The organism is Actinopolymorpha sp. B9G3, assembly GCF_040120725.1.
In the GTDB taxonomy this organism is placed as follows: domain Bacteria; phylum Actinomycetota; class Actinomycetes; order Propionibacteriales; family Actinopolymorphaceae; genus Thermasporomyces.
This window is the reverse complement of record NZ_JBEEAB010000029.1, coordinates 34591-60375: the sequence shown is the minus strand read 5'-3', so window position 1 is coordinate 60375 and position 25785 is coordinate 34591. Positions and strand designations below refer to the sequence as shown.

The 25785-nt window shown below is 66.7% G+C and carries 22 protein-coding genes; 13 read left to right on the top strand and 9 right to left on the bottom strand.

The window, feature by feature from the left end; genetic code table 11:
* Positions 1 to 63: 63 nt before the first annotated feature.
* Together ABNF93_RS31130 and ABNF93_RS31125 are read right to left on the bottom strand one after the other, a co-directional pair.
* Entirely contained in the window at positions 64 to 1863 is a 1800-nt protein-coding gene (locus tag ABNF93_RS31130) for an ATP-binding cassette domain-containing protein (RefSeq protein WP_349331824.1), read from the bottom strand.
* Positions 1863 to 3629: an ABC transporter ATP-binding protein gene (locus ABNF93_RS31125; protein WP_349331823.1), complete on the bottom strand. Its 1767-nt coding sequence runs from the start codon at positions 3627 to 3629 to the stop codon at positions 1863 to 1865. The genes ABNF93_RS31130 and ABNF93_RS31125 overlap by 1 nt, the downstream gene beginning before the upstream one ends.
* 237 nt (positions 3630 to 3866) lie before the next feature.
* Between ABNF93_RS31125 and ABNF93_RS31120 the strand changes: the two genes are divergently transcribed.
* Positions 3867 to 4829, top strand: a complete 963-nt coding sequence (locus ABNF93_RS31120) for a GlxA family transcriptional regulator (protein WP_349331822.1) — start codon at positions 3867 to 3869, stop codon at positions 4827 to 4829.
* Between the two features lie 414 nt (positions 4830 to 5243).
* Here ABNF93_RS31120 and ABNF93_RS31115 read toward each other — a convergent pair whose 3' ends face one another.
* The 3 genes from ABNF93_RS31115 to ABNF93_RS31105 form a co-directional block, all read right to left on the bottom strand.
* The gene (locus ABNF93_RS31115; RefSeq protein WP_349331821.1) at positions 5244 to 5939 is read right to left on the bottom strand and encodes a flavodoxin; all 696 of its coding nucleotides are present in this window, start codon (positions 5937 to 5939) and stop codon (positions 5244 to 5246) included.
* Between the two features lie 269 nt (positions 5940 to 6208).
* Positions 6209 to 7186 (bottom strand): aldo/keto reductase, encoded by a 978-nt coding sequence (locus tag ABNF93_RS31110; RefSeq protein WP_349331820.1) that lies wholly within the window; start codon positions 7184 to 7186, stop codon positions 6209 to 6211.
* A 3-nt stretch (positions 7187 to 7189) separates the two neighbouring features.
* Positions 7190 to 8074, bottom strand: coding sequence for a helix-turn-helix transcriptional regulator (locus tag ABNF93_RS31105; protein ID WP_349331819.1), 885 nt, complete (start codon positions 8072 to 8074; stop codon positions 7190 to 7192).
* A gap of 114 nt (positions 8075 to 8188) precedes the next feature.
* Here ABNF93_RS31105 and ABNF93_RS31100 point away from each other — a divergent pair, with 114 nt between their 5' ends.
* Entirely contained in the window at positions 8189 to 9175 is a 987-nt protein-coding gene (locus ABNF93_RS31100) for an aldo/keto reductase (protein WP_349331818.1), read from the top strand.
* A 772-nt stretch (positions 9176 to 9947) separates the two neighbouring features.
* Here ABNF93_RS31100 and ABNF93_RS31095 read toward each other — a convergent pair.
* Together ABNF93_RS31095 and ABNF93_RS31090 are read right to left on the bottom strand one after the other, a co-directional pair.
* A complete protein-coding gene (locus ABNF93_RS31095; RefSeq protein ID WP_349331817.1) occupies positions 9948 to 10445 on the bottom strand; it encodes an Hsp20/alpha crystallin family protein in 498 nt (165 codons plus the stop codon).
* Positions 10446 to 10575: 130 nt separating this feature from the next.
* Complete coding sequence (locus tag ABNF93_RS31090) at positions 10576 to 11028, bottom strand: DUF1931 family protein (RefSeq protein ID WP_349331816.1); 453 nt, start codon at positions 11026 to 11028, stop codon at positions 10576 to 10578.
* 335 nt (positions 11029 to 11363) lie between these two features.
* Here ABNF93_RS31090 and dnaK point away from each other — a divergent pair, with 335 nt between their 5' ends.
* The 11 genes from dnaK to ABNF93_RS31035 all read left to right on the top strand — a co-directional run bounded on the left by dnaK (position 11364) and on the right by ABNF93_RS31035 (position 24069).
* On the top strand, positions 11364 to 13274 hold the full coding sequence (gene dnaK / locus ABNF93_RS31085; protein WP_349331815.1) for a molecular chaperone DnaK: 1911 nt from the start codon (positions 11364 to 11366) through the stop codon (positions 13272 to 13274).
* A gap of 5 nt (positions 13275 to 13279) precedes the next feature.
* Positions 13280 to 13867 (top strand): nucleotide exchange factor GrpE, encoded by a 588-nt coding sequence (locus tag ABNF93_RS31080; RefSeq protein ID WP_349331814.1) that lies wholly within the window; start codon positions 13280 to 13282, stop codon positions 13865 to 13867.
* Between the two features lie 8 nt (positions 13868 to 13875).
* Positions 13876 to 14844, top strand: coding sequence for a DnaJ C-terminal domain-containing protein (locus ABNF93_RS31075; protein ID WP_349331813.1), 969 nt, complete (start codon positions 13876 to 13878; stop codon positions 14842 to 14844).
* Complete coding sequence (locus tag ABNF93_RS31070; protein WP_349331812.1) at positions 14841 to 15218, top strand: chaperone modulator CbpM; 378 nt, start codon at positions 14841 to 14843, stop codon at positions 15216 to 15218. Before ABNF93_RS31075 ends, ABNF93_RS31070 begins: the two co-directional genes overlap by 4 nt.
* Positions 15200 to 17833: an ATP-dependent chaperone ClpB gene (gene clpB, locus ABNF93_RS31065; protein WP_349331811.1), complete on the top strand. Its 2634-nt coding sequence runs from the start codon at positions 15200 to 15202 to the stop codon at positions 17831 to 17833. The genes ABNF93_RS31070 and clpB overlap by 19 nt, the downstream gene beginning before the upstream one ends.
* A gap of 13 nt (positions 17834 to 17846) precedes the next feature.
* Positions 17847 to 18329 (top strand): thioredoxin, encoded by a 483-nt coding sequence (gene trxA / locus ABNF93_RS31060; protein ID WP_349331810.1) that lies wholly within the window; start codon positions 17847 to 17849, stop codon positions 18327 to 18329.
* Positions 18330 to 18351: 22 nt separating this feature from the next.
* A complete protein-coding gene (locus tag ABNF93_RS31055; RefSeq protein WP_349331809.1) occupies positions 18352 to 20067 on the top strand; it encodes an FAD-dependent oxidoreductase in 1716 nt (571 codons plus the stop codon).
* Positions 20060 to 22072, top strand: coding sequence for an erythromycin esterase family protein (locus ABNF93_RS31050; RefSeq protein WP_349331808.1), 2013 nt, complete (start codon positions 20060 to 20062; stop codon positions 22070 to 22072). The genes ABNF93_RS31055 and ABNF93_RS31050 overlap by 8 nt, the downstream gene beginning before the upstream one ends.
* An 81-nt stretch (positions 22073 to 22153) precedes the next feature.
* Positions 22154 to 22582, top strand: coding sequence for a DUF2267 domain-containing protein (locus ABNF93_RS31045; protein ID WP_349331807.1), 429 nt, complete (start codon positions 22154 to 22156; stop codon positions 22580 to 22582).
* 121 nt (positions 22583 to 22703) lie between these two features.
* Positions 22704 to 22943, top strand: coding sequence for a hypothetical protein (locus ABNF93_RS31040; RefSeq protein WP_349331806.1), 240 nt, complete (start codon positions 22704 to 22706; stop codon positions 22941 to 22943).
* Positions 22944 to 23010: 67 nt separating this feature from the next.
* Entirely contained in the window at positions 23011 to 24069 is a 1059-nt protein-coding gene (locus tag ABNF93_RS31035; RefSeq protein WP_349331805.1) for a mechanosensitive ion channel family protein, read from the top strand.
* A gap of 722 nt (positions 24070 to 24791) precedes the next feature.
* Here ABNF93_RS31035 and ABNF93_RS31030 read toward each other — a convergent pair.
* Both ABNF93_RS31030 and ABNF93_RS35110 read right to left on the bottom strand, forming a co-directional pair.
* The gene (locus ABNF93_RS31030) at positions 24792 to 24917 is read right to left on the bottom strand and encodes a hypothetical protein (protein ID WP_349331804.1); all 126 of its coding nucleotides are present in this window, start codon (positions 24915 to 24917) and stop codon (positions 24792 to 24794) included.
* A gap of 391 nt (positions 24918 to 25308) precedes the next feature.
* Positions 25309 to 25656 carry an SDR family NAD(P)-dependent oxidoreductase gene (locus ABNF93_RS35110; protein WP_502877658.1) on the bottom strand — a complete coding sequence of 116 codons (348 nt, stop codon included), beginning with the start codon at positions 25654 to 25656 and terminating at the stop codon, positions 25309 to 25311.
* Positions 25657 to 25785 lie beyond the last annotated feature (129 nt).

Sequence of the window (25785 nt, the reverse complement as noted above, 5' to 3'; positions counted from 1 at the left end):
TCTCTCCTTCGTTCGGCGATGATGCGGCAGGTGTTGGCTGGTGGTCGCGAAGGCACGTTGGCATCAGCCTCGCTGTCCGTGTCGCGCTAGGTGTTCGACGTCGATCCACTCGGCGGACCCCCGGTCGATGCGGCTCAGCTCGATCTGCGCCGGGGCCGCATGAATGCGCCGCGGCCGGATCTCGCCGTGGTCGAGGCGGATGATCTGATCGGCGCGTGCGATGGTGGCTGGACGGTTGGAGACCACCAGCAACGTACGACCGGGGTCGGCGACCAGCCGGTCCCACAGACGGCTCTCGGTTTCGACGTCAAGGGAGCTCGAGACGTCGTCCAGTACGACCAGATCGGTACGGCGCACCAGGGCCCGAGCGATCGCAGTGCGCTGCACCTGACCGCCGGACAGCCGCACGCCACGCGCGCCGAGATGCGTGTGCAGTCCGGACGGCATCGACGCGACGTCCCGGTCGAGGACCGCTGTGTGTACGGCTGCCTGGAGGCCGCTTCGGTCCTCCTGACCGAGCATCACGTTGTCCTGCAGCGACTCGCTGAACAGTTGCGGTACCTGTGGCACGTACGAGGACCGAGGCGGCACCAGGAACTCGGCACGATCGGTGACCACAGCCTTGTTCCAGCACACCGTTCCGGCCTGGGCCGGCTGGAGCCCGAGAATGGCGCGGAGCAACGTGGACTTGCCCGCACCAGCTGGACCAGTCACGACGGTGAAGGTCCCGCGTTCAAGGGTCAGGCTCACGTCGTGGATACCGCGACCTGACGTCGGATACTTGGCGGTGAGCCCGGTGACTGTGAGCCGTTCTAATGCAGATCGCCCTTTGCGTGGCGTCGGCGGCTGGGGCTCTGGATCTCGCCAGGGCCGGTGGGCAACGAGCGCATCCGGTCGCGCAGCCGGAACGAGCGCGGCCATCCGGTCGATGGCGACACCCGCTTGACGATGCCGGGCCAGCAGCTGACCGGCGTAGTAGGGGACCCAGACCAGGTTGCTGATGTAGCTGACGAACAGGGCTAGGTCTCCCACCGTGAAGTCTCCCCGATGCGTGGCAGGTATGGCCAGCAGCAGGACCGCCCCGATACTGACGTCCACGGACGCTCGGTTGAACCGTCCCAGTAGTTGGCTGAGGAGTTCGTCACGCAGCCCGGTGCGGCGACGGCGCTCGTTCGCGTCGGCGAGATGGCCGAGGATGCCGTTGTGGGCGTGGGCCGACTTCACCGCCAGTACGGCTCCGAATGCCTGGTTGAGCCGTGCCGTGACCGTTGCCGTTGTCCGCCGGTGTGCCGCTCGGTAGGCGCGGATCCGCTCACGCGCCAGCCTGGTCACGACCACCGTGACAACCAGAGGCAGTCCGACCGCCAGCGCGATGACCGGCTCGATGGATAGCATGATCGCCATGGAGCCGACGGTGAGTACCACCTTGCTGGCCGCGTTGATCGCGGTCTCGAGGAACGCGAGGAAGTCGTCAACATCGTCACGGAAGCGGCTCAGCGCCTCGCCCGGAGACACGGCCGTCGTTCCGGCGTCCGGTCCGCCACTGTGCAGCTGTGCGCGGAGCAGGTTGAGCCGCAACAGGCCGCCCATATGCTGCCAGCAACGTGCGCGTATGACGCCGCCCCACATCACGGCGGCGCGGGCAGCTTCTGCGCCCGCGAGCGCCGCGACGATCTCATACACGCCGAATCCCGCCGGCGCGGCACCGCTGAGCGCGTCGAAGACCTGCTGGAGCAGCCACCCGATGAGCAACGTCGAACTGGTCCAGGCAGTGAGTTGCACGAAGCTGAGGGAGAACAGGCCGAGCCGGTAGCGGGCGATCCGCCCAGTAGCCCGCCACACTGACAACTCTCGCTGGCTCATCACGGCATCCCCGAGGCACTTGCCTGCAAGGCGGCGAAACGGGAGCTGGAATCGTCGAGCAAGTCGTGGCGGGCACCGCGTTCGATGATGCGGCCCGCGTCGAGCATGACGATCTCGTCCGCCCGGTCGAGCGTGCCGAGGCGATGCGCGATCAGGATCGCCGTCCGCCCGGCGAGCAGCTTGTCCACCGCTCGCTCGATCCGTCCTTCGCTCTCCGGATCCAGCCGGGAGGTGGCCTCGTCCAGGACGACCAGACCCGGGTCGCGCAGGAAGACCCGAGCGAACGTCAACAGCTGGGCCTCCCCGGCCGACATGCCCGCGCCGCCAGGACCGAGCATGGTGTCCAGTCCTGCCGACAGGCCCCGATACCAGGGCCCGAGGCCCAGGTCGATCAGCACGCCGACCAGGTCGCGATCGTCGGCTCGATGCGTACCGAACAGCGTGAGGTTGTCGCGTACGGTCGCATCGAACACCTGCACGTCCTGCGTCACCAGCGCCACCCGTCGACGTAGGTCGGCCAGACGCACGTCACGTAGGTCGGTGTGCGCAACGCGTACGACCCCGTCGGCCGGAACGAGCAACCGCAGCAGCAGGCGTGTCAAGGTGGTCTTGCCACTGCCCGTACGTCCAACGACGCCGACCACCTTCCCGGGTTCAATGCGAAGGTCGATCTCGTGGAGGACCCTCGCGCCGTTCGGGTAGGCGAAGCTCACGCCAGATAGCTCCACGTCCAGAGGACCCGATGGCAACATGGAGCGGCCGGTGTCGCGTATCGCCGGCTGCTCGTCGAACAGCCGCTGGATGCGAGTGAAGCTGGCGACGGCTTCTTGGGCCACCTGCTGCTGCTCCGAGATCTGCTCGAGTGGGTCGCGAAGGAGGCTGGTGTAACGGAACAACAGGTAGACCGTGCCCAGGCTGATCGCCCCTGCCTGGAAGAGCATCGTTCCGGCCACCAGGCTCATGATCCCGCCCGCGGCGAAGAGCACCGCCGTGATGACCCACACGGCGCGCATCGCCATCGACGCGCGCATCGACGCGCGGACGAAGAAGCCCAACGTGCGTTGGAAACGGCGCACCGCGTAGTCACCGCCGCCGTTTGCACGCAGGTCATCCGCGCCGTTCAGCCGCTCCTCGATCGCACCCAACAACGTGGCCGAGGCGGCTCGACGCTCGATTGCTTCAGGTACGGCGAATTTGCGCAGGCCAGCGATCGCAAGAGACGCGGCGACCACGAAGCCGACCATGCCGAGCCCGACCCGCCAATCCTCGAGGAACACCACGGCCAGGACACCAAGGAGCGTGAGCAAGCTGCCGACGACCTGAACGACGAGCGAGGTCACGAAGGACGACACCGCGGTGACGTCCCCATCCGTACGTTCGATCAGCTCGCCGGGCGAATGCTCGTCGTGGAACGACAGGTCCAGCTCGAGGACATGGCGTGCGAGTTCCTCGCGTAGGGCGTTGGTGGCAACCCAGGCCAACCGCGTGCTTGCGTAACTGACAGCGACGGCCACCACATGATGGACCAAGGAGACGGCGAGGAAGCCGCCGGCGAGGAGTGCCAGCAGCGGCGCCGGTCTGGCGAGCACGGCGTTGTCGATGAACATGCGGAGGACCTGCGGACCCGCCAGCGGGAGCGCCGAGGTGGCCAGGACGAGCAGCCCAAGGCCGGCCAGTTGAGCATGCCGGCCCCGTGCCAGCACGGCGATCAGCGGCTGACGCCGCCATGGTGGAACGTCGCGATGGACAAGGTCTGCCGTGGTCATACTTCGACCCTGCCGGCGTCTCGGCGCGGCGTCCACGACGCGCATCCCACAGATCGCGCCATCCCACGGTGACGAGTCGTGCCGACAATGCAGGCGGGCCACCACTCGCCGCCCGCGGCGTTCTGCCCAGGTTCGGGCCAATTGAGGAGGCATCGTGCGGATAGCGATGGCGTGATGGCACGATCTGTGGGGTACGTGTCCTGGACGCCATCTACCCTCCAGGGTCAAACTGAAGCCATGAAGCCAGCTGGTGTCACGTTCGTGATCTTCGACGGTCATCAGACGCTCGACCTCGTGGGTCCATTCGAGGTGTTCGGCCATGCCGGGTACGAGCGCTTGGTGGTGTCCGGAAAAGACGGCCCGGTGCGTACGAGCAAAGGGCTGTCAGTCAACGCGGACCAGTCGGTGGCGACGGCGAGTCCGCGTCGCATCGGCACCTTGGTGGTCGCGGGCGGGGAGGGCGTGTTTGCGGCGCGGTCCGACCGGAGGCTGGTCGACTGGATCGCGACTGCCGCCAGGTCGGCCAAGCGGGTGGCGTCAGTCTGTAACGGTGCGTTTCTCCTCGCCGAGGCTGGGCTGCTGGATGGTCGCCGGGTGACCACGCACTGGAAGGAGGGAGAGCGGTTGGCGCGGGAGTATCCAGCCGTCGTCGTCGACTGTGACCCGATCTTCGTCCAGGACGGACGCTTCTGGACCTCCGCCGGCGTGACAGCGGGGATGGATCTCGCCCTCGCGCTCGTGGAGGCAGATCTTGGCGCGGAGGCGGCGCTGGATGTCGCGCGGGAGCTGAACCTCTTCCTGCGTCGTCCAGGAAGCCAGTCACAGTTCAGCGTGCCGTTGTGGTCGATCCAGCCGGAGAGCGACGCGATGCGCCGCGTCGTGGACGCGATCCACAGTGATCCCGGCGCGCGACACGCAATCGACGACCTGGCGTCACTGGCCGGGCTGAGCTCCCGACATCTGCAGCGACGATTCACCCGCGAGCTCGGCCTACCTCCGGCCGCGTACGTCGAACGAGTCCGCGTCGAGGCGGCCCAACGGAACCTGTCCGAGCGCGACGACCCGGTGGAGACAATCGCCCGGCGCTACGGATTCGGCACTGCCGAGACACTACGCAGAACATTCCACCGCCTGGTCGGCATCGCCCCGGCAGACTATCGAGCCCGATTCCGCACAACCAGTCCACCCGATCGAGGCTGAACACGCGGAAGGACGACGAGACCAACGACTCGCGGACATCAACACAAGACCAGCCGACCCGCGACGCGTCACGTGCGGAGTGCCCATCCGGGTGGGGGACATGGTCGTCGACTTCGTCTGCCGACTGGCGAGACGCTTACGCGCGTAACGGACAGCAGTGCCGACTTCGATGGCGCAGGTTGATCCCCAGCAGGCGGCGGGAGCGGTGTGTACGTCGTCCGACGTGGGCATGGATCCGCTCCAGGGCGGATGCGGCGTGGAGATGTTCGCGCCCCTGGTCGACCCGGACGGTCGAGGAAGACGAAGGCGCGCCGTTCTTCAACAACACCACCAAGTACGTCGTGTCCTGCAGCCTTGGCAAGGACTTGAGCTCCTCGGCGAGGCTAGACAGTCTGTTGCTCGCCTCGACGGCATCTACCGGCCAGCCAACTGGTTCGTTTCGAGCCAGTTGTCGAGGTCCTCAGCAGCGTCGGGCACGTCTTCGCCGCGGATCGCGAGGCCCGTGGCCACTGTAGAGTCCGGAAGTGCGGTGCCGTAGTCGTCGTCGACGCCGCTCATGCCGCTGACGGCGTAGGTGACGAAGGGCAGGATGGTCTTGCCTTTGAGGTCGACCTTCTCAATGAAGGTTGACATGATCATGGGTGCTTGCATGTTCCACACAGGGCTGCCGATCAGCACGGTGTCGTAGCCGCTGGTGTCGGGTAGTTCTCTGGCAATGGCCGGCCTGTCGTCGGTGTTCTGTTCTTCGACGTTGCGTTCCACGGTCGGGTCGTAGGCCTCGGGGTACGGGTCGGCCGCGACGATCTCGTAGATGTCGCAGGCGACGCGCTCACCGATCATTTCCGCGAGCACCTTTGTGTTCCCGACCTCAAGGTCGCGCCTGCCGCCCTCCCAATAGTTCTCTCCTGCGCGGGAAAAGAAGACGAGCAGAATTCTGGATGCGGCTTCCTGGGGAGGAGTCGCGGCGGTGTCGGGTGATCTTTCCGACGGTGACGTTGGGCGTGGTGGTTGTGGGCTCTCGGGCGTGCATCCACTCAGCCAATCTGCGACCGCGACCCCGCCTGCGGCGAGGCTGGCACTGAGGATCGCCCTGCGGGTCAGGTCGGTCATTCGCGTTCGTTTCTTCAGGTGGGTGATCGGGCGGGACGATGAGGACGATGGCGGCGGCGAACAAGCGTTGGCGGCTGAGGGCTCGTCCGAGCGGGTGCCAAGCAGGCCCTGGAAATGTCTGTGCCTTGCAGGATCGGGCTCTGTCACTGCAGACGCACTGAGATGGTCGAGCCGCAGAACGACGCCCGTTCATGATGAGGCGCCCCCGCCAAGGTACGCCTTGGCCGTTGTCCTGCGCCGGTGGCAAGAGAGGATGCGCTACTGGCGATCTAGAAGTAGGTGGGTAGGCGGGGCAGGTAGGGCTGCTCGAGGGCGGTCACCTCGTCATCGGTGAGTTCGATGTCGAGAGCGGCAACGGCGTCTGCGAGGTGGTGGGGCTTGGTGGGCCCGACGATCGGCGCGGTGACGACGGGGTTCTTCAGCACCCACGCCATCCCGATCTGGGCCATCGACACGCCTCGCTGCTCCGCGATGCGTTGTACGGCGTCGACGATGGCCTGGTCGCTGGGGAGGAAGAGCGGCCGTCCGTACATGTCGACGTCCGGGCTGGTCGACGACCGGTTGGTGCCCTTCTCGCCCCAGGGGCGGGTCACCCGTCCGGCGGCGAGCGGGCTCCAGGGGATGCTGCCGACGCCTTGGTGGGCGAGCAGCCCGAACATCTCCCGCTCTTCTTCGCGGTGCAGCAGGTTGTACTGGTCCTGCATCGACACGAATCTGGTCCATCCGTGGAGGTCAGCGGCGTGTTGCATGGTGGCGAACCGCCAGGCCCACATCGACGACGCGCCGAGGTAGCGGACCTTGCCGGCCTTGACCACGTCGTGCAGCGCCTCCATGGTTTCCTCGACCGGCGTCTCGGGGTCGAAGCGGTGGATCTGGTACAGGTCGATGTAGTCGGTGCCCAGCCGGGTCAGGGACGCGTCGACCTGTTCCATCACGGCTCGGCGGGACAGGCCCGAGCCGCCCGGACCGTCACTCATCTTCTGGAACAGCTTGGTCGCCAGAACGACGTCCTCACGGCGGGTGTAGGACTTGAGGGCTCGGCCGGTGATCTCCTCCGAACTGCCGTAGCCGTAGATGTTGGCGGTGTCCCAGAACGTGATGCCGAGTTCGACGGCCTGCCGGAAGATCGGCTCAGCCTGCTCGTCGTTCAGGGCCCACGGCATCCGTGAACCGTCACCGAAGCTCATGCAGCCGAGGGCGATCCGGCTGACCTTCAGCCCCGAGGATCCGAGTCGTCGGTACTCCATCTGTCATGTCCCTTCTGCGTTGGCGGGTTTGGTCTCGGGGGAGTGCGCCGTCGCGCTCCAGGCCGCCAGCAGCTCCAGCTGGTCCTCTGCTTGGCTGCCGGGTTCGGCGGTGTAGGCGATCATGGTCAGCCCGTCGCCGGGCAGCTCGAGGGCATCACCGGTCAGCTCGATCTCCCCGACGATCCGGTTCGCCAGCCGTTTGCGGGACGTGCGGTGCAGGCGTACGTCGTGACGTGCCCACAGCACGGCGAACCCGTCACTGCGGGTCGTCAGCTCACCGATCAGGTCACTCAGCCCGCGATCCGACGGGTCCTGGCCAGCCCTGCTCCGCAGGGAAGCCACCATGTCCCGGGCGATCGTGTCCCAGTCCAGATAGAACGCTTTGGCGTACGGATCGAGGAACACGAACCGGGCGAGGTTGAAGGGCAGGGCGTCCCGGGTCAGTACGCCGTCGAAGAGGACCAGGCACAGCTCGTTGGCGGCCAGGAGGTCCAGTCGTGCGTTTCGCAGGTATGCCGGCGTCCCGGTCATCCCGTTCAGGATGCCGAGCAGCGCCGGCCGGACCCGGGTCACCGCCGGCTTGGTCCGACGCGCTCGGGAAGCGGGGGCCGACGCCGACCTGGCGAGGTCGAACAGGTGCTGCCGCTCTGCCTCATCCAGCTGCAAAGCTCGCGCGATCGCCTCCAGAACCGAGTCCGAGACGCCCGACAGGTCGCCCCGTTCGAGTCGGGCGTAATAGTCGAAACTCACCCCTGCCAGCGAGGCGACCTCCTCGCGCCGCAGTCCCGGGACCCGCCGCTTCTTCCCGAAGGTCGGCATCCCGGCCTGCTCGGGCGTGATCCGGGCCCGGCGGCTGACCAGGAAGTCGTGCACGGTCTGACGGTCCATACCTCGACGCTACGGGCCGCCCACCACGCCGAGGAAGGTACTGCCAGTGCCTGTTTCATCGCTCAGCCGGGTCCTACCGTCGAGCAGGTGCCCGAACCCGCAAGGAGCAGAACCATGATCAAGCGCACCCTCGGCAGCAGCGGACTCGAGGTCTCCGCGCTCGGACTCGGCTGCATGGGGCTCAGCCACGGCTACGGCCCCGCCGTCGACGAGTACGACGGCATCGCCCTCATCCGCGCCGCCGTCGACCTCGGCGTTACTTTCTTCGACACCGCCCAGGTGTACGGCCCGTTCATCAACGAAGAACTCGTCGGCAAGGCCCTGGTGCCCGTTCGCGAGCAGGTCGTCATCGCCACCAAGTTCGGCTTCTCCTTCGACGTAGACCGGCGTAACGGACTGAGCAGCCGGCCCGAGCACATCAGGGCGACCGTCGAGGATTCCCTCCAACGACTGGGCGTGGACTGCATCGACCTGCTCTACCAGCACCGTGTCGATCCCGACGTACCGATCGAAGAGGTTGCCGGTGCCGTCAAGGACCTCATCGCCGCCGGCAAGGTCACGCACTTCGGCCTTTCCGAAGCCGGCGTCGACGTCATCCGACGCGCCCACGCCGTCCAGCCCGTGACGGCCTTGCAGAGTGAGTACTCGCTGTGGTGGCGCGAACCCGAGGTCGAGATCCTGCCGACCCTGGCCGAGCTCGGCATCGGGTTCGTACCGTTCAGCCCGCTCGGCAAGGGTTTTCTCACCGGTGCGATCGCCAGCACGACATCCTTCGCCGACTCCGATGTACGCAACGTCCTGCCGCGATTCACCGAACAGGCCCGCACCGCCAACCAATCCCTCGTCGACCTGGTGGTGGCGATCGCGGCGCGGACCGGAGCTACGGCTGCGCAGGTGGCGCTGGCCTGGCTACTGTCCCAGCATCCTTCGATCGTCCCCATCCCCGGCACAACCAAGGTCCAGCGCCTGCAAGAGAACGCCGACGCCGTCGACATCGAACTCTCACCTGACGACCTCGAAGAACTCGCCGACGACTCCGCACAGGTCGACATCCACACAGACCGCTACCCCTCGCACATGCAGAAGTGGATCAACCGCTGACGTCATGAGGCAACTTCGCCTACCCGTCGCCATGGTCGGTCGGCAAGAGCTTCCAAGCTGGAGCGCAGGGGATCGTCGTCGGCTGGCCAGAGCACGCGACGCAGAGAGCGAGGACCGCCCGACCACGGACGCATTGAATGCAATGGCCACGACCAGGTTCAGACGCGTCTACGCCGATTCCTGCGCCGGGGCATCGACGAGATCCAGGTCTCGGTGACCGCACTCGAAGAGCACTACACCCCCCGCACCCCCACCTACTACGGCGGCCAGACCCCCTACGGAGCCTGAAGACCAGACCACGCGTATGTCGCTGACATGCTCCACTTCATGCCGTCGCTGGTCCGGGTTCTGACGCTCAACGTCAACGGGACGTGCGGTGGGAGCCCGCGACTGCGGACGCATTGGACGCAATGCCCACAACGCTGCGGCAACCTTCCGCTTCCAAAATCAGCCGCTTGCATGCCATTGATCGGGCACGATGCTGCCGGTGGTCTCAGTTTTCGGGCCTCGTGGTCTCAGCTATTTCAGGCCCGACGGGCGATCGCTGGAGACCTTGCAAGCCGCTGACCTGCGGAAATGTGTGGGCAGGGGCGGGATCGAACCACGTGGCTGTCCGCAGGGGCACGCGTGAACACCGTCGACCGGGATGGCCGACGACCGGGTTCCAGCCCCAATCGCCTCGTCAAGTGCTGGGGGAGACGGTCATAGCGTCGATCGACGACAGTCTGATCAGGTCTCCAAAGGAGTCGGCTGGGAGGCGGCTGGTTGCGGATCAGCGCTGTCTGGGCTGCGTCTGGTGGCTCGCCTCCTGCTCGCGGTGCTGACCGGAGCCTTCCGCCGTACGCTGGACGGGAATTGAACGCGGCTTGGCACGTTCCTCGCGGACTGGTACGGACACCTCAAGGACCCCTGCGTCGTACCGTGCATTGATCTGGTCCTCGTCGGCGCCCTCGGGAAGGACGACGCGCCGTTCGAACTGGCCGTAATGGAACTCGGTCGTGCCGCGCTCGTGCTTCTCTTCCTTGCGTTCGGCACGGATGGTCATGAGTCCGTTGTCGACCTCCACCGTGATGTCCTTATCCGGGTCTACGCCAGGCAGTTCCGCACGGACGGTGTAAGTACCGTCCTCGATGAACTGCTCGACCCTCATGCTTTGCGCGCCCTGAGTCATCGGCTGGTTCGCCCATGCCAGTGCTTCGGGAAGCCTCTCGGCCCAGTCGAGGAGATCGGGAAGTGTACGTCTTGCGGGGCCACGCCACACTGTCGTCATCGTTCTCATCTCCTTTCGTTCACCGCAAGCCGATCACGAGTGTCCAGGTGGCCTTAAGGGGCATGTGGCCCTCGCCGCCCCGGGCTTTCGCCTGCCGTACTGGTCGCGCCGAAGCGTCGCGTGTCGACAGTCAGACAAGCGTTCCGAAGATCTGGAAGACGCGTCGCCAGTGGTCGGTCTGCGGGTTCTTCAGGCCGGGATCGATGATTTTGAATGTACGCGCAAGGGCGAGGCTCAGACCGCCGGCGATCTCGGGGAGTCTGTTCTGGGTCCCCTCGCTGATGGCAGCATCCAGCGGTGGTCGGGCTGCGGTGAGCTGCTCCAGGATGGGAGCCAGCTCGATGTCCTCGTCCAGCTTGCGGAACCCATGAATGCTTTCCTGCAGCCCTTTGGTGAGGGGGAGGTCAGACGGCTGGATGATGTCACGTCCATTCGCGTTCGCGGTGGCTTGGCCGATGAGAAGGAGGTCGTAAATCTTCGTGTCCAGAAAGTCGTTGTATCGCTTGAGATCGTTCTTGTCGACGTCCAGACTAGCGGCGGCGCGGAAGAACCGCTCGAACCGGCTGACTCCCATGATTGGCATCTGACATCCCCCTTTGTCCTTGCTGGACGGAGTTTCCTTCCACCCAGATCGAGCCGACGGCGGGCTTGTGCATCGGCGTCGAAAGTTTTCCAACTCGAGGGCCAGGCATACTTTGCGCGAAGCTCACGACGGAGTAACACTTGCCATCGTAAGGGCTGGTGGAGTCGTGACGTCGGTCGCGTGGAAGCGTGGTGAGCCTCGGGTTCCGCTCGTTCGAGGCGGCCTGGCGCCCGTCAGTCGGAGTCGGTTGCACAACCTGCGAAGCATCGACATCACGCCCGTCATGGAGTATTTCACCTGCTCTGACGGCACACTGCGAACAGGGATGGCACGACATGGCCACCGCAGTAGGCATCGATCTTGGTACGACGAACTCAGTGATTGCCGCGATGGAGAGCGGAAAACCCTCGGTGATCCCGAATGCGGAGGGATCGCGAACGACCCCGTCGGTCGTGGGGTTCACCGAACAGGGAGAACGACTCGTTGGCCAACTCGCGCGCCGGCAGGCGATTCTCAACCCCAAGGGCACCGTCTATTCGGCCAAGCGATTCGTTGGCCGGCGGTTCGAGGAGGTCGAAAGTGAGGCGCACGCCGTGTCATTCGACGTGGCCGAAGGTCCGGACGGCACGGCTCGTTTCAAGATTCGCGACAAGCTCTATTCTCCGGAGGAGATTTCCGCCCTGGTCCTGCGCAAGCTCGCCGAGGACGCGTCGAAGTATCTCGGTGAACGGGTACGAGAGGCGGTCATCACCGTTCCGGCGTACTTCAACGATGCGCAACGCCAGGCCACGAAGGACGCGGGCCGTATCGCCGGCCTCGAGGTGCTCCGGATCATCAACGAGCCGACCGCGGCGGCGCTCGCGTACGGACTGGACAAACGCGAACATGAGACGGTCCTGGTGTTCGACCTCGGCGGCGGCACCTTCGACGTGAGTCTCCTCGACGTCGGCGACGGTGTCGTGGAGGTCCGCGCGACCTCCGGCGACTCACACCTCGGTGGTGATGATTTCGACCGGCGGCTCGTCGACCACCTGGCCGAGGAGTTCCAGCGGACCGACGGCATCGACCTCCGGCGTGACCCGCAGGCGTTGCAGCGGCTGTTCGAGGCCGCGGAGAAGGCGAAGGTCGAACTCTCGTCGGTCACCCAGACCACGGTCAGCCTGCCGTTCATCACCGCCGACGCCAGCGGCCCCAGGCATCTGAACACGACGATCAGGCGGTCGTCGTTCGAGGAGCTTACCCACGACCTCGTGGAGCGGTGCACCCATCCGGTCCGGCAGGCGATGGAGGACGCCAAGGTCACCGCCGACGACATCGACGAAGTGATCCTCGTCGGGGGCGCCACCCGGATCCCGGCTGTACAGGCTCTGGTCCGGCGGTTGACCGGCGGCAAGGACCCGAACATGACCGTCAACCCCGACGAAGTCGTGGCACTGGGCGCGGCGATCCAGGCAGGGGTGCTCAAGGGCGAGGTGCGAGACGTCCTGCTGCTCGACGTCACGCCCTTGTCATTGGGCGTCGAGACGCTCGGTGGCGTGATGACGAAGGTCATCGAGCGCAACACGACGATTCCCGCCCGGCGGACCGAGACGTTCAGTACCGCGGACGACGACCAGTCCGCCGTCGACATCGTGATCCTGCAGGGCGAGCGCGAACGCGCGGCCGACAACCGCGTCCTCGGCAGGTTCAGATTGGAGAACATCCGGCCGGCGCCACGTGGCGAACCACAGATCGAGGTCACCTTCGACATCGACGCCAACGGCATCCTCAACGTCACGGCGCGCGACAAGGACACCGGCGCGGAGCAGCGGATCACCATCACAGAGAGCTCCAACCTCGACCGGAGCGAGGTCGAACGCATGGTGCAGGAGGCCGAGCAGCACCGGTCCGAGGACACGCGGCTCCGGGAGACGGTCGACGCCCGCAACGAGCTCGACACGATCGCCTACCAGGTCGAACGCCTCCTCGACGAGGTCGGTGACGCCACGCCGGAACACGAGCGGGCTCGCGCCCAGATGCTCGTCGCCGACGCCCGGCAGGCGGTCAAGGACCAGAGCGTGCCGCTCGACCGGCTGCGGTCGTTGACCGGTGATCTGCAGCAGGTGTTCCACGGCATGAGTGCCGCCGCTTCCGGTGCTTCCCGCCCCGGCGGTCCGGGCGCCGGTGGGCGTGGTGGGGACTCGGGCGCAGGGGAATCGGGTGGCGGGGACCATGACGTGATCGACGCCGAGTTCACGACGGACTGATCACCATGGCAGACCCTGCGCGACCGGACGCCACGGCGACGGAGGCTGGCGCGGCGATGGCGGACGACGACACCGCTGCTGTCAGGACCGCGGAGCTGGAGGAGCGCGTGGCGTTTCTCGAAGACCAGTGGCGGCGCGCCCTCGCTGATCTCGACAACGTACGTAAGCGGACCACGCGTGAGCTCGTCCAGGCACGCACCGACGAACGGACCCAGGTGGCGGCCCAGTGGCTGCACGTCCTCGACAACCTCGACCGCGCCCTCGAGCACGCGGGTGATCTCGAGCGCCCAGGCGGCGGCCAACATCCTCTCCTGGAGGGGGTCCGCGCGGTGCGAGACCAGGCCGTGGCACTTCTCGCAAGTCTCGGCTTCCCGCGTCAGGAGCCCGAGATGGGGGAGCGGTTCGATCCGAGGCGGCACGAGGCGGTGGCGACCACGCCGCGCAACGATGTGCCGGAAGGCACCGTGGTCGGTGTCGTCCTTCCTGGATATGGCGAGGATGAGCGGCAGCTGCGGCCGGCTGCGGTGGTGGTGGCGACAGCCGCGGACGATGGCACCGCCGGCGGCATGTCCCGGCCGAAAGACGCGGGTTAGAGGTCCTCATGGCGCGGCGGGACTTCTACGAGGTGCTCGGGGTGCCCAGGACCGCGAGCCAGGAGGAGATCCAGCGGGCATACCGCAAGCTGGCCCGTGCCCATCACCCGGATGTCAACAAGGATCCCGAGGCCGAGGAGCGGTTCAAGGATATCTCCGAGGCGTACGACGTCCTGTCCGATCCGGACCTGCGCCGGCGCTACGACGCGTTCGGGCCCGACTTCCGCCAGGTTCCCGAGGGCATCGACCCGGAGACGTGGGCGCGCGCCCAGGCAGCCGGGCGAGCCCGTGCCGGCGCTGGCAGCCGGAGAGGGGCCGAGGGGGTCCGTTTCGGCGGACAGGAGGGCATGGACATCGACCTGGACGAACTGTTCGGCGGGATCTTCGGTGGGGCTGCCGGCCGCGGCTGGGGGCCGATCCCTGGCGCCGACCAGGAAGCCCAGCTCGACGTCAGCATTGACGAGGCGTACCACGGCGGCCGCCGCACCGTCACGCTGGCCGGTCCAGGTGGCACCCGCCGGGTCGATGTACGCATTCCGCCCGGGGTGACCAACGGCCAGCGGATCCGGGTCGCGGGTCAGGGCGGCCAGGGCAGTACGGGCGCACCGCCCGGTGACCTGTACTTCGTTGTAAGGCTGGCCCCAGATCGGCGGTACCGGGTGGAGGGCCGCGACCTCTACGTCGACCTGAGACTCGCGCCCTGGGAAGCGGCACTGGGGGCGACCGTCGCCCTGGACACGCCGGGCGGAGAAGCGAAGGTGACGATCCCGGCCGGCACGTCCAGCGGCCGCAAGCTCCGCCTGCGCGGACGTGGACTGCCGAACCCGAGCGGCCGGCCCGGCGACCTGTACGCCGAGGCGCGTGTGATGGTGCCGCCCCGGCTCACGGCCGAGGAGCGGCGGCTGTTCGAGGAGTTGGCCGCTTCGTCCTCGTTCAACCCACGCGACGGATCCGACTCGAGGAGGCGACGACGGTGACCTCTGCGCTCGTCCGGATCACCCAGGTCACGACGCGGACGGCCACGAGACCCGACCGCAGACCGCTGCTCGATCTTGATGCGTTCGCTCGCGAATGCGGCGTCCATCCCGAGCTGGTCGGCCGGATGGTACGGCTCGGCCTGCTCGAGGCCACGACGGGACCGGACGGCCGGCTGGTGCTGACCCGCGCCCAGGTGGCGCGGCTTGGTCGGATCAAGCGGTTGCACGCCCGCGCCTGCCTCAACTACGCCGCCATCGGCCTGGTCCTGGACCTGCTGGACCGCATCGCCGAACTGGAGGCGGAGCTGGCGATGACATCCCGACCGCCCCAACACAGACCAACCGGAGGCCGCTCATGGATCCGAACCGACTGACGCAGAAGTCCCAGGAAGCCCTGCACGACGCGCAGACGGCGGCGCTCCGCCTCGGCCATACCGAGGTCGACGGCGAGCACCTGCTCCTGGCGCTGCTGGATCAGCCCGACGGACTCGTACCGCGACTGCTCCGCCAGGCCGACGCGGACCCGGAGGCGCTGCGGTCGGACGTGGAGGCAGAACTCGGCCGGCGCCCTCGCACGACCGGGCCGAGCGCCCAACCGGGACAGGTCTTCCTCACCCAACGCCTCGGCCGGCTGCTCGAGGCGGCCGACCGGGAAGCACACCGCCTCAAGGACGAGTACGTTTCGGTCGAGCACCTCGTCATCGCGTTCATCGACGAGGGAACGGCGACGGCGGCCGGCCGGCTGATGCACAACCAGGGACTCAGCAGGGACAGGTTCCTGTCCGCGCTCACGACGGTCCGCGGCAGCCAGCGGGTGACGTCGGCGAGCCCCGAGCAGGCGTACGAAGCCCTGGAGAAGTACGGTCGCGACCTGGTGGCCGACGCGGCGGCCGGCAGGCTCGACCCGGTGATCGGCCGGGACGCGGAGATCCGTCGGGTGATCCAGATCCTGTCGCGGAAGACGAAGAACAACCCGGTCCTGGTCGGCGATCCGGGTACGGGCAAGACCGCCATCGTGGAAGGGCTCGCGCAACGGATCAACCACGGCGATGTCCCGGAAGGGCTGCGGGACAAGACGATCTTCGCCCTCGACATGAGCTCGTTGGTGGCCGGGGCGAAGTACCGCGGTGAGTTCGAGGAACGCCTGAAGGCGGTGCTTGCCGAGGTCAAGGCGTCCACTGGCAGGATCCTCCTCTTCGTCGACGAGGTGCATACCGTGGTCGGTGCGGGCGCGGCCGAAGGTGCGATGGACGCCGGCAACATGCTCAAGCCGATGCTCGCCCGTGGCGAACTCCACATGGTGGGCGCGACCACCCTCAACGAGTACCGCCGGCACATCGAGAAGGATGCCGCCCTGGAGCGCAGGCTTCAGCCGGTGCTCGTCAACGAGCCGTCGGTCGAGGACACCGTCTCGATCCTGCGTGGCCTTCGCGAACGGCTGGAGGTCTTCCATGGGGTGAAGATCCAGGACAGCGCCCTCGTCGCGGCGGTCGTGCTGAGCCACCGTTACATCGCCGACCGGTTCCTGCCCGACAAGGCGATCGACCTGGTAGACGAGGCGTGCGCAATGCTGCGGACGGAGATCGACTCGATGCCGGCCGAGCTCGACGAGCTCACCCGCCGGGTGACCCGGCTGGAGATCGAGGAGGCTGCGCTCGCCAAGGAGACCGACCCGGCCAGTCAAGTCCGCCTTGACGAGTTGCGTAAGGAACTCGCCGACTTGCGCGCCGAGGCCGACTCCATGCGGGCCCAGTGGGAGGCGGAACGCTACGCCTTGCGCCGGGTGCAGGAACTTCGGCAGGAGATGGAGCAGGTACGCCTGGAGGCAGAGCAAGCCGAGCGCGACTACAACCTCAACCGGGCCGCAGAGCTCCGCTACGGCCGGCTCGCCGAACTCGAACGCCGGCTGCACGCCGAGGAGGAGCAGCTGGCGGCCAAGCAGCACGGCCAGCGACTGCTGCGCGAGGTGGTGACGGAGGATGAGATCGCGTCCATCGTCTCGCGGTGGACAGGCATTCCAGTGACTCGACTGAAGGAGGGCGAGCGCGAGAAGCTGTTACGGCTCGACGAGATCCTGCACCAGCGCGTCGTGGGTCAGGACGAGGCCGTCCAACTGGTGGCCGACGCGATCATCCGCGCACGGTCGGGGATCAAGGACCCGCGGCGCCCAATCGGGTCGTTCATCTTCCTGGGCCCCACCGGCGTGGGAAAGACCGAGCTCGCCAAGTCGCTTGCTGCGGCACTGTTCGACACCGAGGACAACATGGTGCGTGTTGACATGAGCGAGTATCAGGAACGTCACACCGTGAGCCGGCTGGTCGGCGCGCCACCCGGATACGTCGGCTACGAGGAGGGTGGCCAACTCACCGAGGCCGTGCGCCGCAAGCCGTACTCCGTCGTGTTGTTCGACGAGATCGAGAAGGCGCATGCCGACGTCTTCAACGCTTTGCTCCAGGTGCTGGACGACGGCCGGCTCACCGACGCTCAGGGCCGCACGGTGGATTTCCGTAACACCGTCATCATCATGACGTCCAACGTCGGTTCTGAGTATCTCACCGAGAGCACGATTTCCGGCGGAGAGATCAGCACGCAGGCACGGGACATGGTCACCACACAGCTCCGGACACATTTCCGGCCGGAGTTCTTGAACCGGATCGACGAGATCGTGCTCTTCAAGCCGCTGACACAGCAGGAGATCGAGAAGATCGTCGACCTGATGTTCGACCAGCTCCGCGACCGGCTCGGCGAACGCAGGATCACTCTCGACGTCACCGAGGAGGCGCGCCGGTTCATCGCGCGCAGCGGCTACGACCCCACCTTCGGCGCACGGCCGCTGCGTCGGTTCATCGCGCGGGAGGTCGAGACCAGGGTCGGTCGGGCCATGCTGTCTGGCGACGTGCAGGATGGCGCGACCGTCCGCGTGGATGTCCGGGCTGATGAGATAACAGTCACGTACGAGAACCCCCAGGTCGCAGCGCACGCGGCCTGAGGAGGTGAGAACGATGCCCGCAGACAGCCACGCAACTATTGTCGCGTGCGAGCACTGTGGCCGGCGTAACCGCGTCCCGGCGGTCGCCACGGGCCTACCCCGTTGCGGAAACTGCCGACGCCCGTTGCCCTGGATCGCCGATGCCGACGACGAGACGTTCGACGATGCGGTCGAGGCAGCGCATGTGCCCGTGGTCGTAGACCTGTGGGCTTCCTGGTGCGCACCGTGCCGCACGGTCAGCCCTGTCCTGGAACAGATCGCCAAAGACCTTGCGGGACGAGTGAAGCTCGTCAAGATCGATGTCGACCAGGCTCCCGGCGTCTCCGAACGCTTCACGGTCAGGGCCGTCCCCATGCTGCTCCTCATGAAGGGGAGCAAGGTGATCGCCACCCAGACCGGCGCCGCGCCGGCCACAACGCTTCGCCGCTGGGTGGAGGACGGACTAAGAAAAGTGCCTGAATCCGCGGCTACTGGCGCCGGTCGGCGTACGCACTAGCCCCCTGCCGAAGGGGTCCTTGATGACCGATCCACGCACGCACCGGGAGACGCCCGACTTCTATGGCGCCTACCCGCGCCTGTCGCAGCCGCAGATCGACGCCCTGGCCGGGGGCGGGCAGCGGCGTCGGGTCGCGACTGGTGACGTGCTCTTCCGCGAGGGTGATGAGGGTTACGACTTCTTCGTCGTCCTGACGGGAATGGTCGCCAATGTCGAGGACTACGGCGTGGACCAGCACGTGATCAGTGTGCACGGGCCAGGCCGCTTCGTCGGCGAGTTGAGCGTATTGACCGGACAGCCAGCGTTCTTCACCGCTGTGGTGGTGGAGTCGGGGGAGATCCTTGCTGTTCCGGTGGATCACCTGCGGGAGGTCGTCTCCGCTGACCTCGCCCTCGGGGACCTTCTACTGCGAGCTTTTCTTCTCCGCAGGTCCATGTTGATCGGCCGCGGCGCGGGCTTCCGGATCGTCGGCTCCTGCTTCTCTCCGGACACCCGCCGGCTTCGAGACTTCGCCGTCCGTAACCGCCTGCCGCACCGATTCGTCGACCTGGAAAGAGATCCAGAAGCCGAGACGATGCTACGCCGGCTCGGCGTCGCGCCCAGCGAGACGCCGGTCGTCATCTGGCGTGGCCGTGAGGTCATGCGCAACCCCGACGACGCGGCGCTGGCTCGGCTCATCGGCGTTCGTGCGGTCGGTCACGGTGGCTCGCTCAGCGACTTCGTCATCATCGGAGCCGGTCCCGCCGGTCTGGCGGCGGCGGTCTATGCGTCGTCCGAAGGTATCGCCACCGACCTTCTCGACGCTGTTGCGACGGGCGGGCAGGCCGGCACATCACCGAGGATCGAGAACTATCTTGGCTTCCCGTCTGGTATCTCCGGTTCCGACCTTGCCGAGCGCGCCATCATCCAGGCACGGAAGTTCGGAACCGCTCTGCGGATTCCCGCCGGGGCCACAGCCCTGGAAGGCCATCCGGGGCACCACACCGTTCGGCTCGAAGATGGTAGCTCCATCACTGCGCGGACCGTCCTCATCGCCACCGGCGCGCGCTACCGCACACTTGGCCTCCCCCGGATCGAGGAGTTCGAGGGGACCGGCATCTACTACGCTGCGACCCAACAAGAGGCCCACTGGTGCCGCAACGACCCGGTAGCCGTCGTGGGCGGTGGCAACTCCGCCGCCCAAGCCGCCCTTCTCCTTGCTGACACTGCTCGATGCGTCCACCTGATCATCCGGGGTGGAAGCCTGGTGGCGCACATGTCCCGCTACCTCGCAGACCGGATCGAACGCACCCCATCGATCGAGACGCATCTCCGCACTGAGGTACGCGAACTGATCGGTGATCGCACACTCGAAGCGATCCTCGTCGAGCACGTGAAGTCGGGTGAACGCCAGTGCCTCGACGTGCGCGCTCTCTTCGTCTTCATTGGCGCGGCACCCCATACGGGATGGCTGACAGACCAGGTCGCCCTGGATAGCCATGGCTTCATCGTCACCGGCGCTGAGAGCCCGGCCAGCAGGAGCTTTGTGGACCAGACCGGCCGGTCGCCGTTCCTCCTCGAGACCAGCCGACCCGGAGTGTTCGCCGCCGGCGACGTACGCAGCGGATCCATCAAGCGCGTGGCTGCCGCGGTCGGTGAAGGGGCGATGGCAGTCCGGTTCGTGCACGAGCAGCTTGGGTGGGGCGGTCCAAGCGTCCCGGACGAACCTTCACAGACAACGGGAGGTAGCCATGCCTGATCGTCTCTTCCGAGACCGACGGGATGCCGGTCGCGCCCTTGCGGCACGCCTTGACCACTACCGCAACCGTCCGGGTGTGATGGTGCTCGGCCTGCCGCGAGGAGGCGTCCCGGTGGCGGATGAAATCGCCACCGCGCTCGGCGCTCCGCTTGACGTGTTCGTCGTACGCAAGCTTGGGGTTCCTGGACACGAGGAGATCGCGATGGGGGCCATCGCGAGCGGTGGCGTTGTCGTGCTCAACGATGACGTCATCCGCGGACTGGCGATCCGGCCGGAGGTCGTCCGACAGGTGGCCGAGTGCGAAGGTCGCGAGCTGCACCGCCGCGAAGTCGCGTACCGCGAAGGCCGCTCACTGCCGGACGTTACTGGCAAGACCATCATTCTCGTCGACGACGGCCTGGCGACCGGTGCAAGTATGCGGGCAGCCATCCAGGCGCTGCGGCAGCTCAACCCCGCCCGGATCGTCGTCGCCGTCCCGTCGGCACCGAAGTCGACCTGTGAGGAACTCACCGATCTCGTCGACGAGGTTGTGTGTGCGACTACCCCGACGCCATTCTTCGCCGTGGGTGCGTCGTACTGGGACTTCCGCCAGACGACCGACTCGGAGGTCCGCGAAGTCCTGCGGGCCGCGTCGACCACCGTGGGCGCGGGGCCGGGTGCGCAGGGGCCGCGGGAGGTGACGGCAGTCCGGTCCGACTCCTTGCCGGTCGAGGATGGGGTGCCACCGGACGACGTGCTCTTCGACCTGATCGGTGACGCCCACCTCGTTCTGATCGGCGGGGCCTCGCACGGGACCCACGAGTTCTACCGGGCCCGCGCCGATATGACCCGGCGGTTGATCGAGGAGAAGGGATTCTGTGCAGTCGCCGCGGAGGCAGACTGGCCCGACGCCTATCGGGTCAACCGATGGGTGCGTGCCCGAAGCGTGGATGCCAGCGCCGAAGAGAGCCTGCGCGGCTTCCAGCGCTTCCCGACCTGGATGTGGCGCAATGCTGTGGTACTCGACTTCGTAGGCTGGCTGCGCGAGTACAACTACCGAATGAGCGACGAGCCGTCCAAGGTGGGTTTCTACGGCCTCGACCTCTACTCGCTCTACCGGTCGATCGATGAGGTCATCGCCTATCTCGAACGCGTCGACCCCGATGCCGCCCAGCGCGCTCGGGTCCGCTACGCCTGTTTCGACCACGTGAGCGGCGAGGATGGACAGGCGTACGGTTATGCCGCGGCGTTCGGCGCCGGCCCGACATGTGAGGACGAGGTCGTCGAGCAACTCGTCGACCTGCGTCGCCACGCGCTGGACTACGCCCGCCGGGACGGGCTACTCGCCGAGGACGACTTCTTCTACGCGGAACAGAACGCGTGGACCGTGCGGGCGGCGGCCGACTACTACCGCAGCATGTTTTCCGGACGGGTGTCGTCGTGGAATCTGCGCGACCGCGCGATGGTACGGACGTTGGAGGCACTCGTCCAGCATCTCGGCACGCAGCGAGGAGAGTCGCCGCGGATCGTCGTATGGGCGCACAACTCCCACGTGGGTGACGCGCGCGCGACCGAGTCTGCGGCCCGCGGCGAGCTCACCATCGGCCAGCTCCTTCGCGAGCGCCATCCCGCTGACTGTCGCCTGATCGGGTTCACGACCTACGGCGGGACCGTGACCGCGGCGAACGACTGGGACGCCCCCGCCGACCGCAAGGTCGTACGGCCGGCCCTTCCCGACAGTATCGAGGAGTTGTTTCACGAGGTCGGGGAGAAGGAGTTCATACTCCCCGTCGGGCAACGAACGACCCGAGCTGCCGAGGTGCTGCGTTCGGCCAGGCTGGAGCGCGCGATCGGCGTGGTGTACCGGCCCCGGACCGAGCGGCAGAGCCATTACCTGCAGGCGCGGGTGACCGACCAGTTCGACGCAGTGATCCACATCGACGAGACACGCGCGGTGGAACCGATCGAACGGACGGCGCGCTGGGAGGCGGGGGAAGCCCCGGAAACCTATCCATTCGCCGTGTGAGGCATTTGTCGGAGGGATTTCGCCGCCCTCCGACAACCCGTCTCACTCGGGCCGCAACTGATCGACAGGAAGGACGCCACCATGGCCGAAACAGGCTTCTCGTCGTTCAACACGACGACGGACAAGACGAATCGCATTCTGAAGGAGATCGAGCAGGCGTACGGCTGGCCCAAGGAGCGGCGGAACATGTCCTACGCCGCCCTGCGCGCCGTACTGCATGCCCTGCGCGACCGCCTCACGGTCGAGGAGGCTGCGCAACTCGGCGCCCAGCTGCCGATGCTGGTCCGCGGCATCTATTACGAAGGCTGGGATCCCAGCCGGGTACCGATGAAGATGCACCGCGACGAGTTCCTGGAAAGGGTCCAACGGGAGTTCCGGTTCCGGGTCGAGGGCGGCGCCGAGTCGCTTGTGCAGACCGTCCTTGCGGCAATGCGCGACCACATCACCGAAGGCGAATGGAACGACATCAAGTCAGGTGTGTCACGCGACCTCGCATCGGTCCTTCCGTAGGCCCCGGCGTATGTCGATCCCTTCCCGCAAGAACGCATGCCGACGAGGAATGTCCACGAGCGTGGCGGCGAGATCGACATGCAGCACCGCACCAGCAGCACCCTGCAGAAAGGACAGGCGCATGACCAGCGAACGGTCGGAGACCGCGGTTCGCGATGAGCTGCGGCGTGTCGAGGAGCAACAGGCGGAGCTTCGGCGCATGGCGCAGGAGCTCCGCCGACAAATCGCCGAGCGCGCGGATGCACCGCGGGACGAGGTGGACGTTGCGACGGAACTCACCGCGGCCGAGGAGCAGGAAGCGCTGATCGCCAAACTCGAAGACCGGCGTCAGGCACTTCGCACGCAGCTCGGCGAGGCCTGACAGTCTGGGCAATTAGACAGCCGGGGCTTCGAGGGAGGGGAGGTCGGTGCCTCGCCATCGTGGGTATGTGCCTTGCGGAGAGGGCGAACGCATGTGGCGAGACGTCTGGCAGGGGTTCCTCGTTGTTGTGGTGACGTGTGCCGGCACGCTGCTCGCCGGCTGGCTGTCGGCCATCGTGGTGCGTTGGACAGCCCGGCGGCGCCGGTCGACGACATTGTTCCGGGTGCACCGCACCTGCCGACGCGCGTGGACCGCCGTTTTGGTGACAACCGGACTCTTCGTCGTCCTTCCATTGACAGGGTGGGATCGAGCCCTCGTCTCCCAGCTCCGGCATGCGCTGATCCTGGCGATGATCGCGGCCGCGGCTTGGCTCGTCCTGCGGATGCTGTTCGTGGTGGAGGACGCGGCGTTCCAGTGGCTCCGAGTGGACGTCACCAACAACCGGCGGGTCAGGCGCCGACGGACCCAGATCGCGATCCTTCGCCGCCTGACGACTGGGCTCGTGGTGGTGATCGCTTTCTCCGCAATGTTGATGACATTTGCCGGACTCCGCGCGCTGGGCGCCTCGTTGCTCGCGTCGGCAGGCGTCCTCGGAGCGATCGCTGGATTCGCCGCGCACGCCACGCTCGGCAATGTCTTCGCCGGGCTCCAAGTCGCGATGACCGACGCCTTGCGCTACGACGACGTCGTGGTCGTCGAGAACGAATGGGGCCGGATCGAGGAGCTCACGCTCACGTATGTGGTCGTGCGACTCTGGGACGAGCGTCGGCTGGTCTTACCGACCGCGTACTTCACCACAACGCCGTTCCAGAACTGGACCCGCAACGAGGCCAAGGTGGTCGGAACGGTAGAGCTTCAGCTGGACTATCGGACGCCGATCGCCGAGGTGCGTGCCGAGGCTCGACGCATCATCCAGGCGTCCCCGCTCTGGGACCGCCGTGAGTGGGTAGTACAGGTAGTTGAGTCGACTCCATGGACGATGGTCGTCCGGATCCTCGCGTCCGCCGCCGATGCTCCCAGCTCGTGGGATCTGAGCTGTGACGTTCGTGAACGGTTGATCAGCTATCTGCAGACGCATCATCCGGAGGCTCTACCCAGGCCGAGCGGCCGGCAGCAGCCCCCCTAGCTCAGCTCCGAAATGTGTGCACCGTGTTCCGGCCTCTGCGCCTCTTCGCTACCGTCGCCCTCGATGCCCGCAACCGCGGCAGTCCCTTGGCACGCGCTTGACGGCCAAAGAACTGCAGCGGGTGTGAGCGGTGCCATTGTCCGACCGTCGCGCTGGAGGACGTGCGCCTGGCGGCGGCCATGCACCAGTGGTTCGGTGCGGCTGGTTGGCTTCGTGGTTGCGCGCAGGAGGTTGCGGACGTACGCGGGGTTGATCGGGGCGATCAGCTGACGGACTTCAGCCGGGGAACGTGTTCGTTTCCGTCCGCGGGCGTCCGCCACCGTACGTACCGTGCCAACCGTCTCGGAATAGCGGATACATTTGAGACGAAAACTGAGACCACGTCACACAGGCCGCAGTACCTCAGGCGGCGTTTCCGCAGGTCAGAGGCGGTGGGCAGGGACGGGATCGAACCGTCGACCTTCGCTTTCAGGTCCGCGCAGATCGAGTCGCTGAGTGGGTTCGCGCTTGGGATGATCATGGTCGGCTGGCTGATGTGTGCCGTTGAGCGGGTCGGTTGGCGTCACGGCTGGCGTCGGGCCGGGTCCGGTGGGGACTGCACAGGGCACCGGTCGCGTGCCACGCGTGCGGCCCTCCCGCCTGCCGCCTCTTACTCCCACCGGTTGGGCGCGGCTGTGTTGTTGTACTTGTCTGCTGTACGCGGGTCGATGTTGGGCCTTGGCTTAGTGCAGCCAGGTCACCTCATGAAGATCGGTGCTGAGGTCAATCCACTTCCACCGGTCGAGGTTGGCTGCCCTTGGGTACTCGACCCACATCACCACGTGGCTTGACCCGACTGCACGCTGCATGTGCTGCATCCCTGGGGGCGGGTCGCAAGGTCGGTCGGTTGCGTCGACGCCTTGAGCGCAGAACACAACCACTGGCGAACCGTCAGGCGCATCCTCTCCGCTTGGGTGGAACCGCGTACTGCGCGCGTAGGCGGTGCCGTCTGGACTTACCGATGTCGAGTACGAGTCTGGAGGCTCGTAACCGGCGGGCAGGCGGACAGGCAGTGGCAGCTCGACGCCCTCGTGCTGCCCAAGCTGCTCAGCAGCAGCTTCCCTGCTCGCGCCATCCGGTTCGCCAGCAACGACGTACAACCATGTCAGCCCGCCGAGCACGGTCAAGACCACGAGCGCGGACCCAATCCGGCTCGGCACGCGCATCCTGGTCACCGTCACCGCGTGATCATGACACCTATCAGATCGGCCTGCAGGCCGTTTCGACAGCTCGGAGGGTCGGAGGGTTTGGCCGGCGTCCTGGCTTGGTCCGGGAGGTCGGGGCACGTAGCCGGGCGCGGGCATTGGCGACCATGATGTCCAACGTGCCGACCGCCAGCTCGGCCTCGTCGAATAGTCTGGCGACCTCGCCGGGACGGGACAGCTCTGCGCGGATTGCGACGGCCCTACCGCCGGTGCCGGTAATGGCACCGACAACGTCCTCAGCACGGGTGGAATTCTTCAGATAACCAACCACCACACTCGCACCCCGCGCAGCCAACCCGAGCGCGATCGCCCGGCCGATTCCCCGCGACCCGCCAGAGACCAGTGCGGTTTTCCCTCGAGTTGGTGAGGCGTTGCGTTCCTCCGTTGGAAAGATCGGATCGTCATGTTAGGAGAGGTCGGTGTTCCAACGTCCACCGTAGGAACTGCCTTCCCCTCCAATGTCTCGCGCCGC

Coding starts and splice junctions, on each gene's coding strand:
- ABNF93_RS31130 (WP_349331824.1), bottom strand. CDS start 1,863: ATGAGCCAGCGAGAGTTGTCAGTGTGGCGGGCTACTGGGCGGATCGCC.
- ABNF93_RS31125 (WP_349331823.1), bottom strand. CDS start 3,629: ATGACCACGGCAGACCTTGTCCATCGCGACGTTCCACCATGGCGGCGT.
- ABNF93_RS31120 (WP_349331822.1), top strand. CDS start 3,867: ATGAAGCCAGCTGGTGTCACGTTCGTGATCTTCGACGGTCATCAGACG.
- ABNF93_RS31115 (WP_349331821.1), bottom strand. CDS start 5,939: ATGACCGACCTGACCCGCAGGGCGATCCTCAGTGCCAGCCTCGCCGCA.
- ABNF93_RS31110 (WP_349331820.1), bottom strand. CDS start 7,186: ATGGAGTACCGACGACTCGGATCCTCGGGGCTGAAGGTCAGCCGGATC.
- ABNF93_RS31105 (WP_349331819.1), bottom strand. CDS start 8,074: ATGGACCGTCAGACCGTGCACGACTTCCTGGTCAGCCGCCGGGCCCGG.
- ABNF93_RS31100 (WP_349331818.1), top strand. CDS start 8,189: ATGATCAAGCGCACCCTCGGCAGCAGCGGACTCGAGGTCTCCGCGCTC.
- ABNF93_RS31095 (WP_349331817.1), bottom strand. CDS start 10,445: ATGACGACAGTGTGGCGTGGCCCCGCAAGACGTACACTTCCCGATCTC.
- ABNF93_RS31090 (WP_349331816.1), bottom strand. CDS start 11,028: ATGCCAATCATGGGAGTCAGCCGGTTCGAGCGGTTCTTCCGCGCCGCC.
- dnaK (WP_349331815.1), top strand. CDS start 11,364: ATGGCCACCGCAGTAGGCATCGATCTTGGTACGACGAACTCAGTGATT.
- ABNF93_RS31080 (WP_349331814.1), top strand. CDS start 13,280: ATGGCAGACCCTGCGCGACCGGACGCCACGGCGACGGAGGCTGGCGCG.
- ABNF93_RS31075 (WP_349331813.1), top strand. CDS start 13,876: ATGGCGCGGCGGGACTTCTACGAGGTGCTCGGGGTGCCCAGGACCGCG.
- clpB (WP_349331811.1), top strand. CDS start 15,200: ATGGATCCGAACCGACTGACGCAGAAGTCCCAGGAAGCCCTGCACGAC.
- trxA (WP_349331810.1), top strand. CDS start 17,847: ATGCCCGCAGACAGCCACGCAACTATTGTCGCGTGCGAGCACTGTGGC.
- ABNF93_RS31055 (WP_349331809.1), top strand. CDS start 18,352: ATGACCGATCCACGCACGCACCGGGAGACGCCCGACTTCTATGGCGCC.
- ABNF93_RS31050 (WP_349331808.1), top strand. CDS start 20,060: ATGCCTGATCGTCTCTTCCGAGACCGACGGGATGCCGGTCGCGCCCTT.
- ABNF93_RS31045 (WP_349331807.1), top strand. CDS start 22,154: ATGGCCGAAACAGGCTTCTCGTCGTTCAACACGACGACGGACAAGACG.
- ABNF93_RS31040 (WP_349331806.1), top strand. CDS start 22,704: ATGACCAGCGAACGGTCGGAGACCGCGGTTCGCGATGAGCTGCGGCGT.
- ABNF93_RS31030 (WP_349331804.1), bottom strand. CDS start 24,917: ATGCAGCGTGCAGTCGGGTCAAGCCACGTGGTGATGTGGGTCGAGTAC.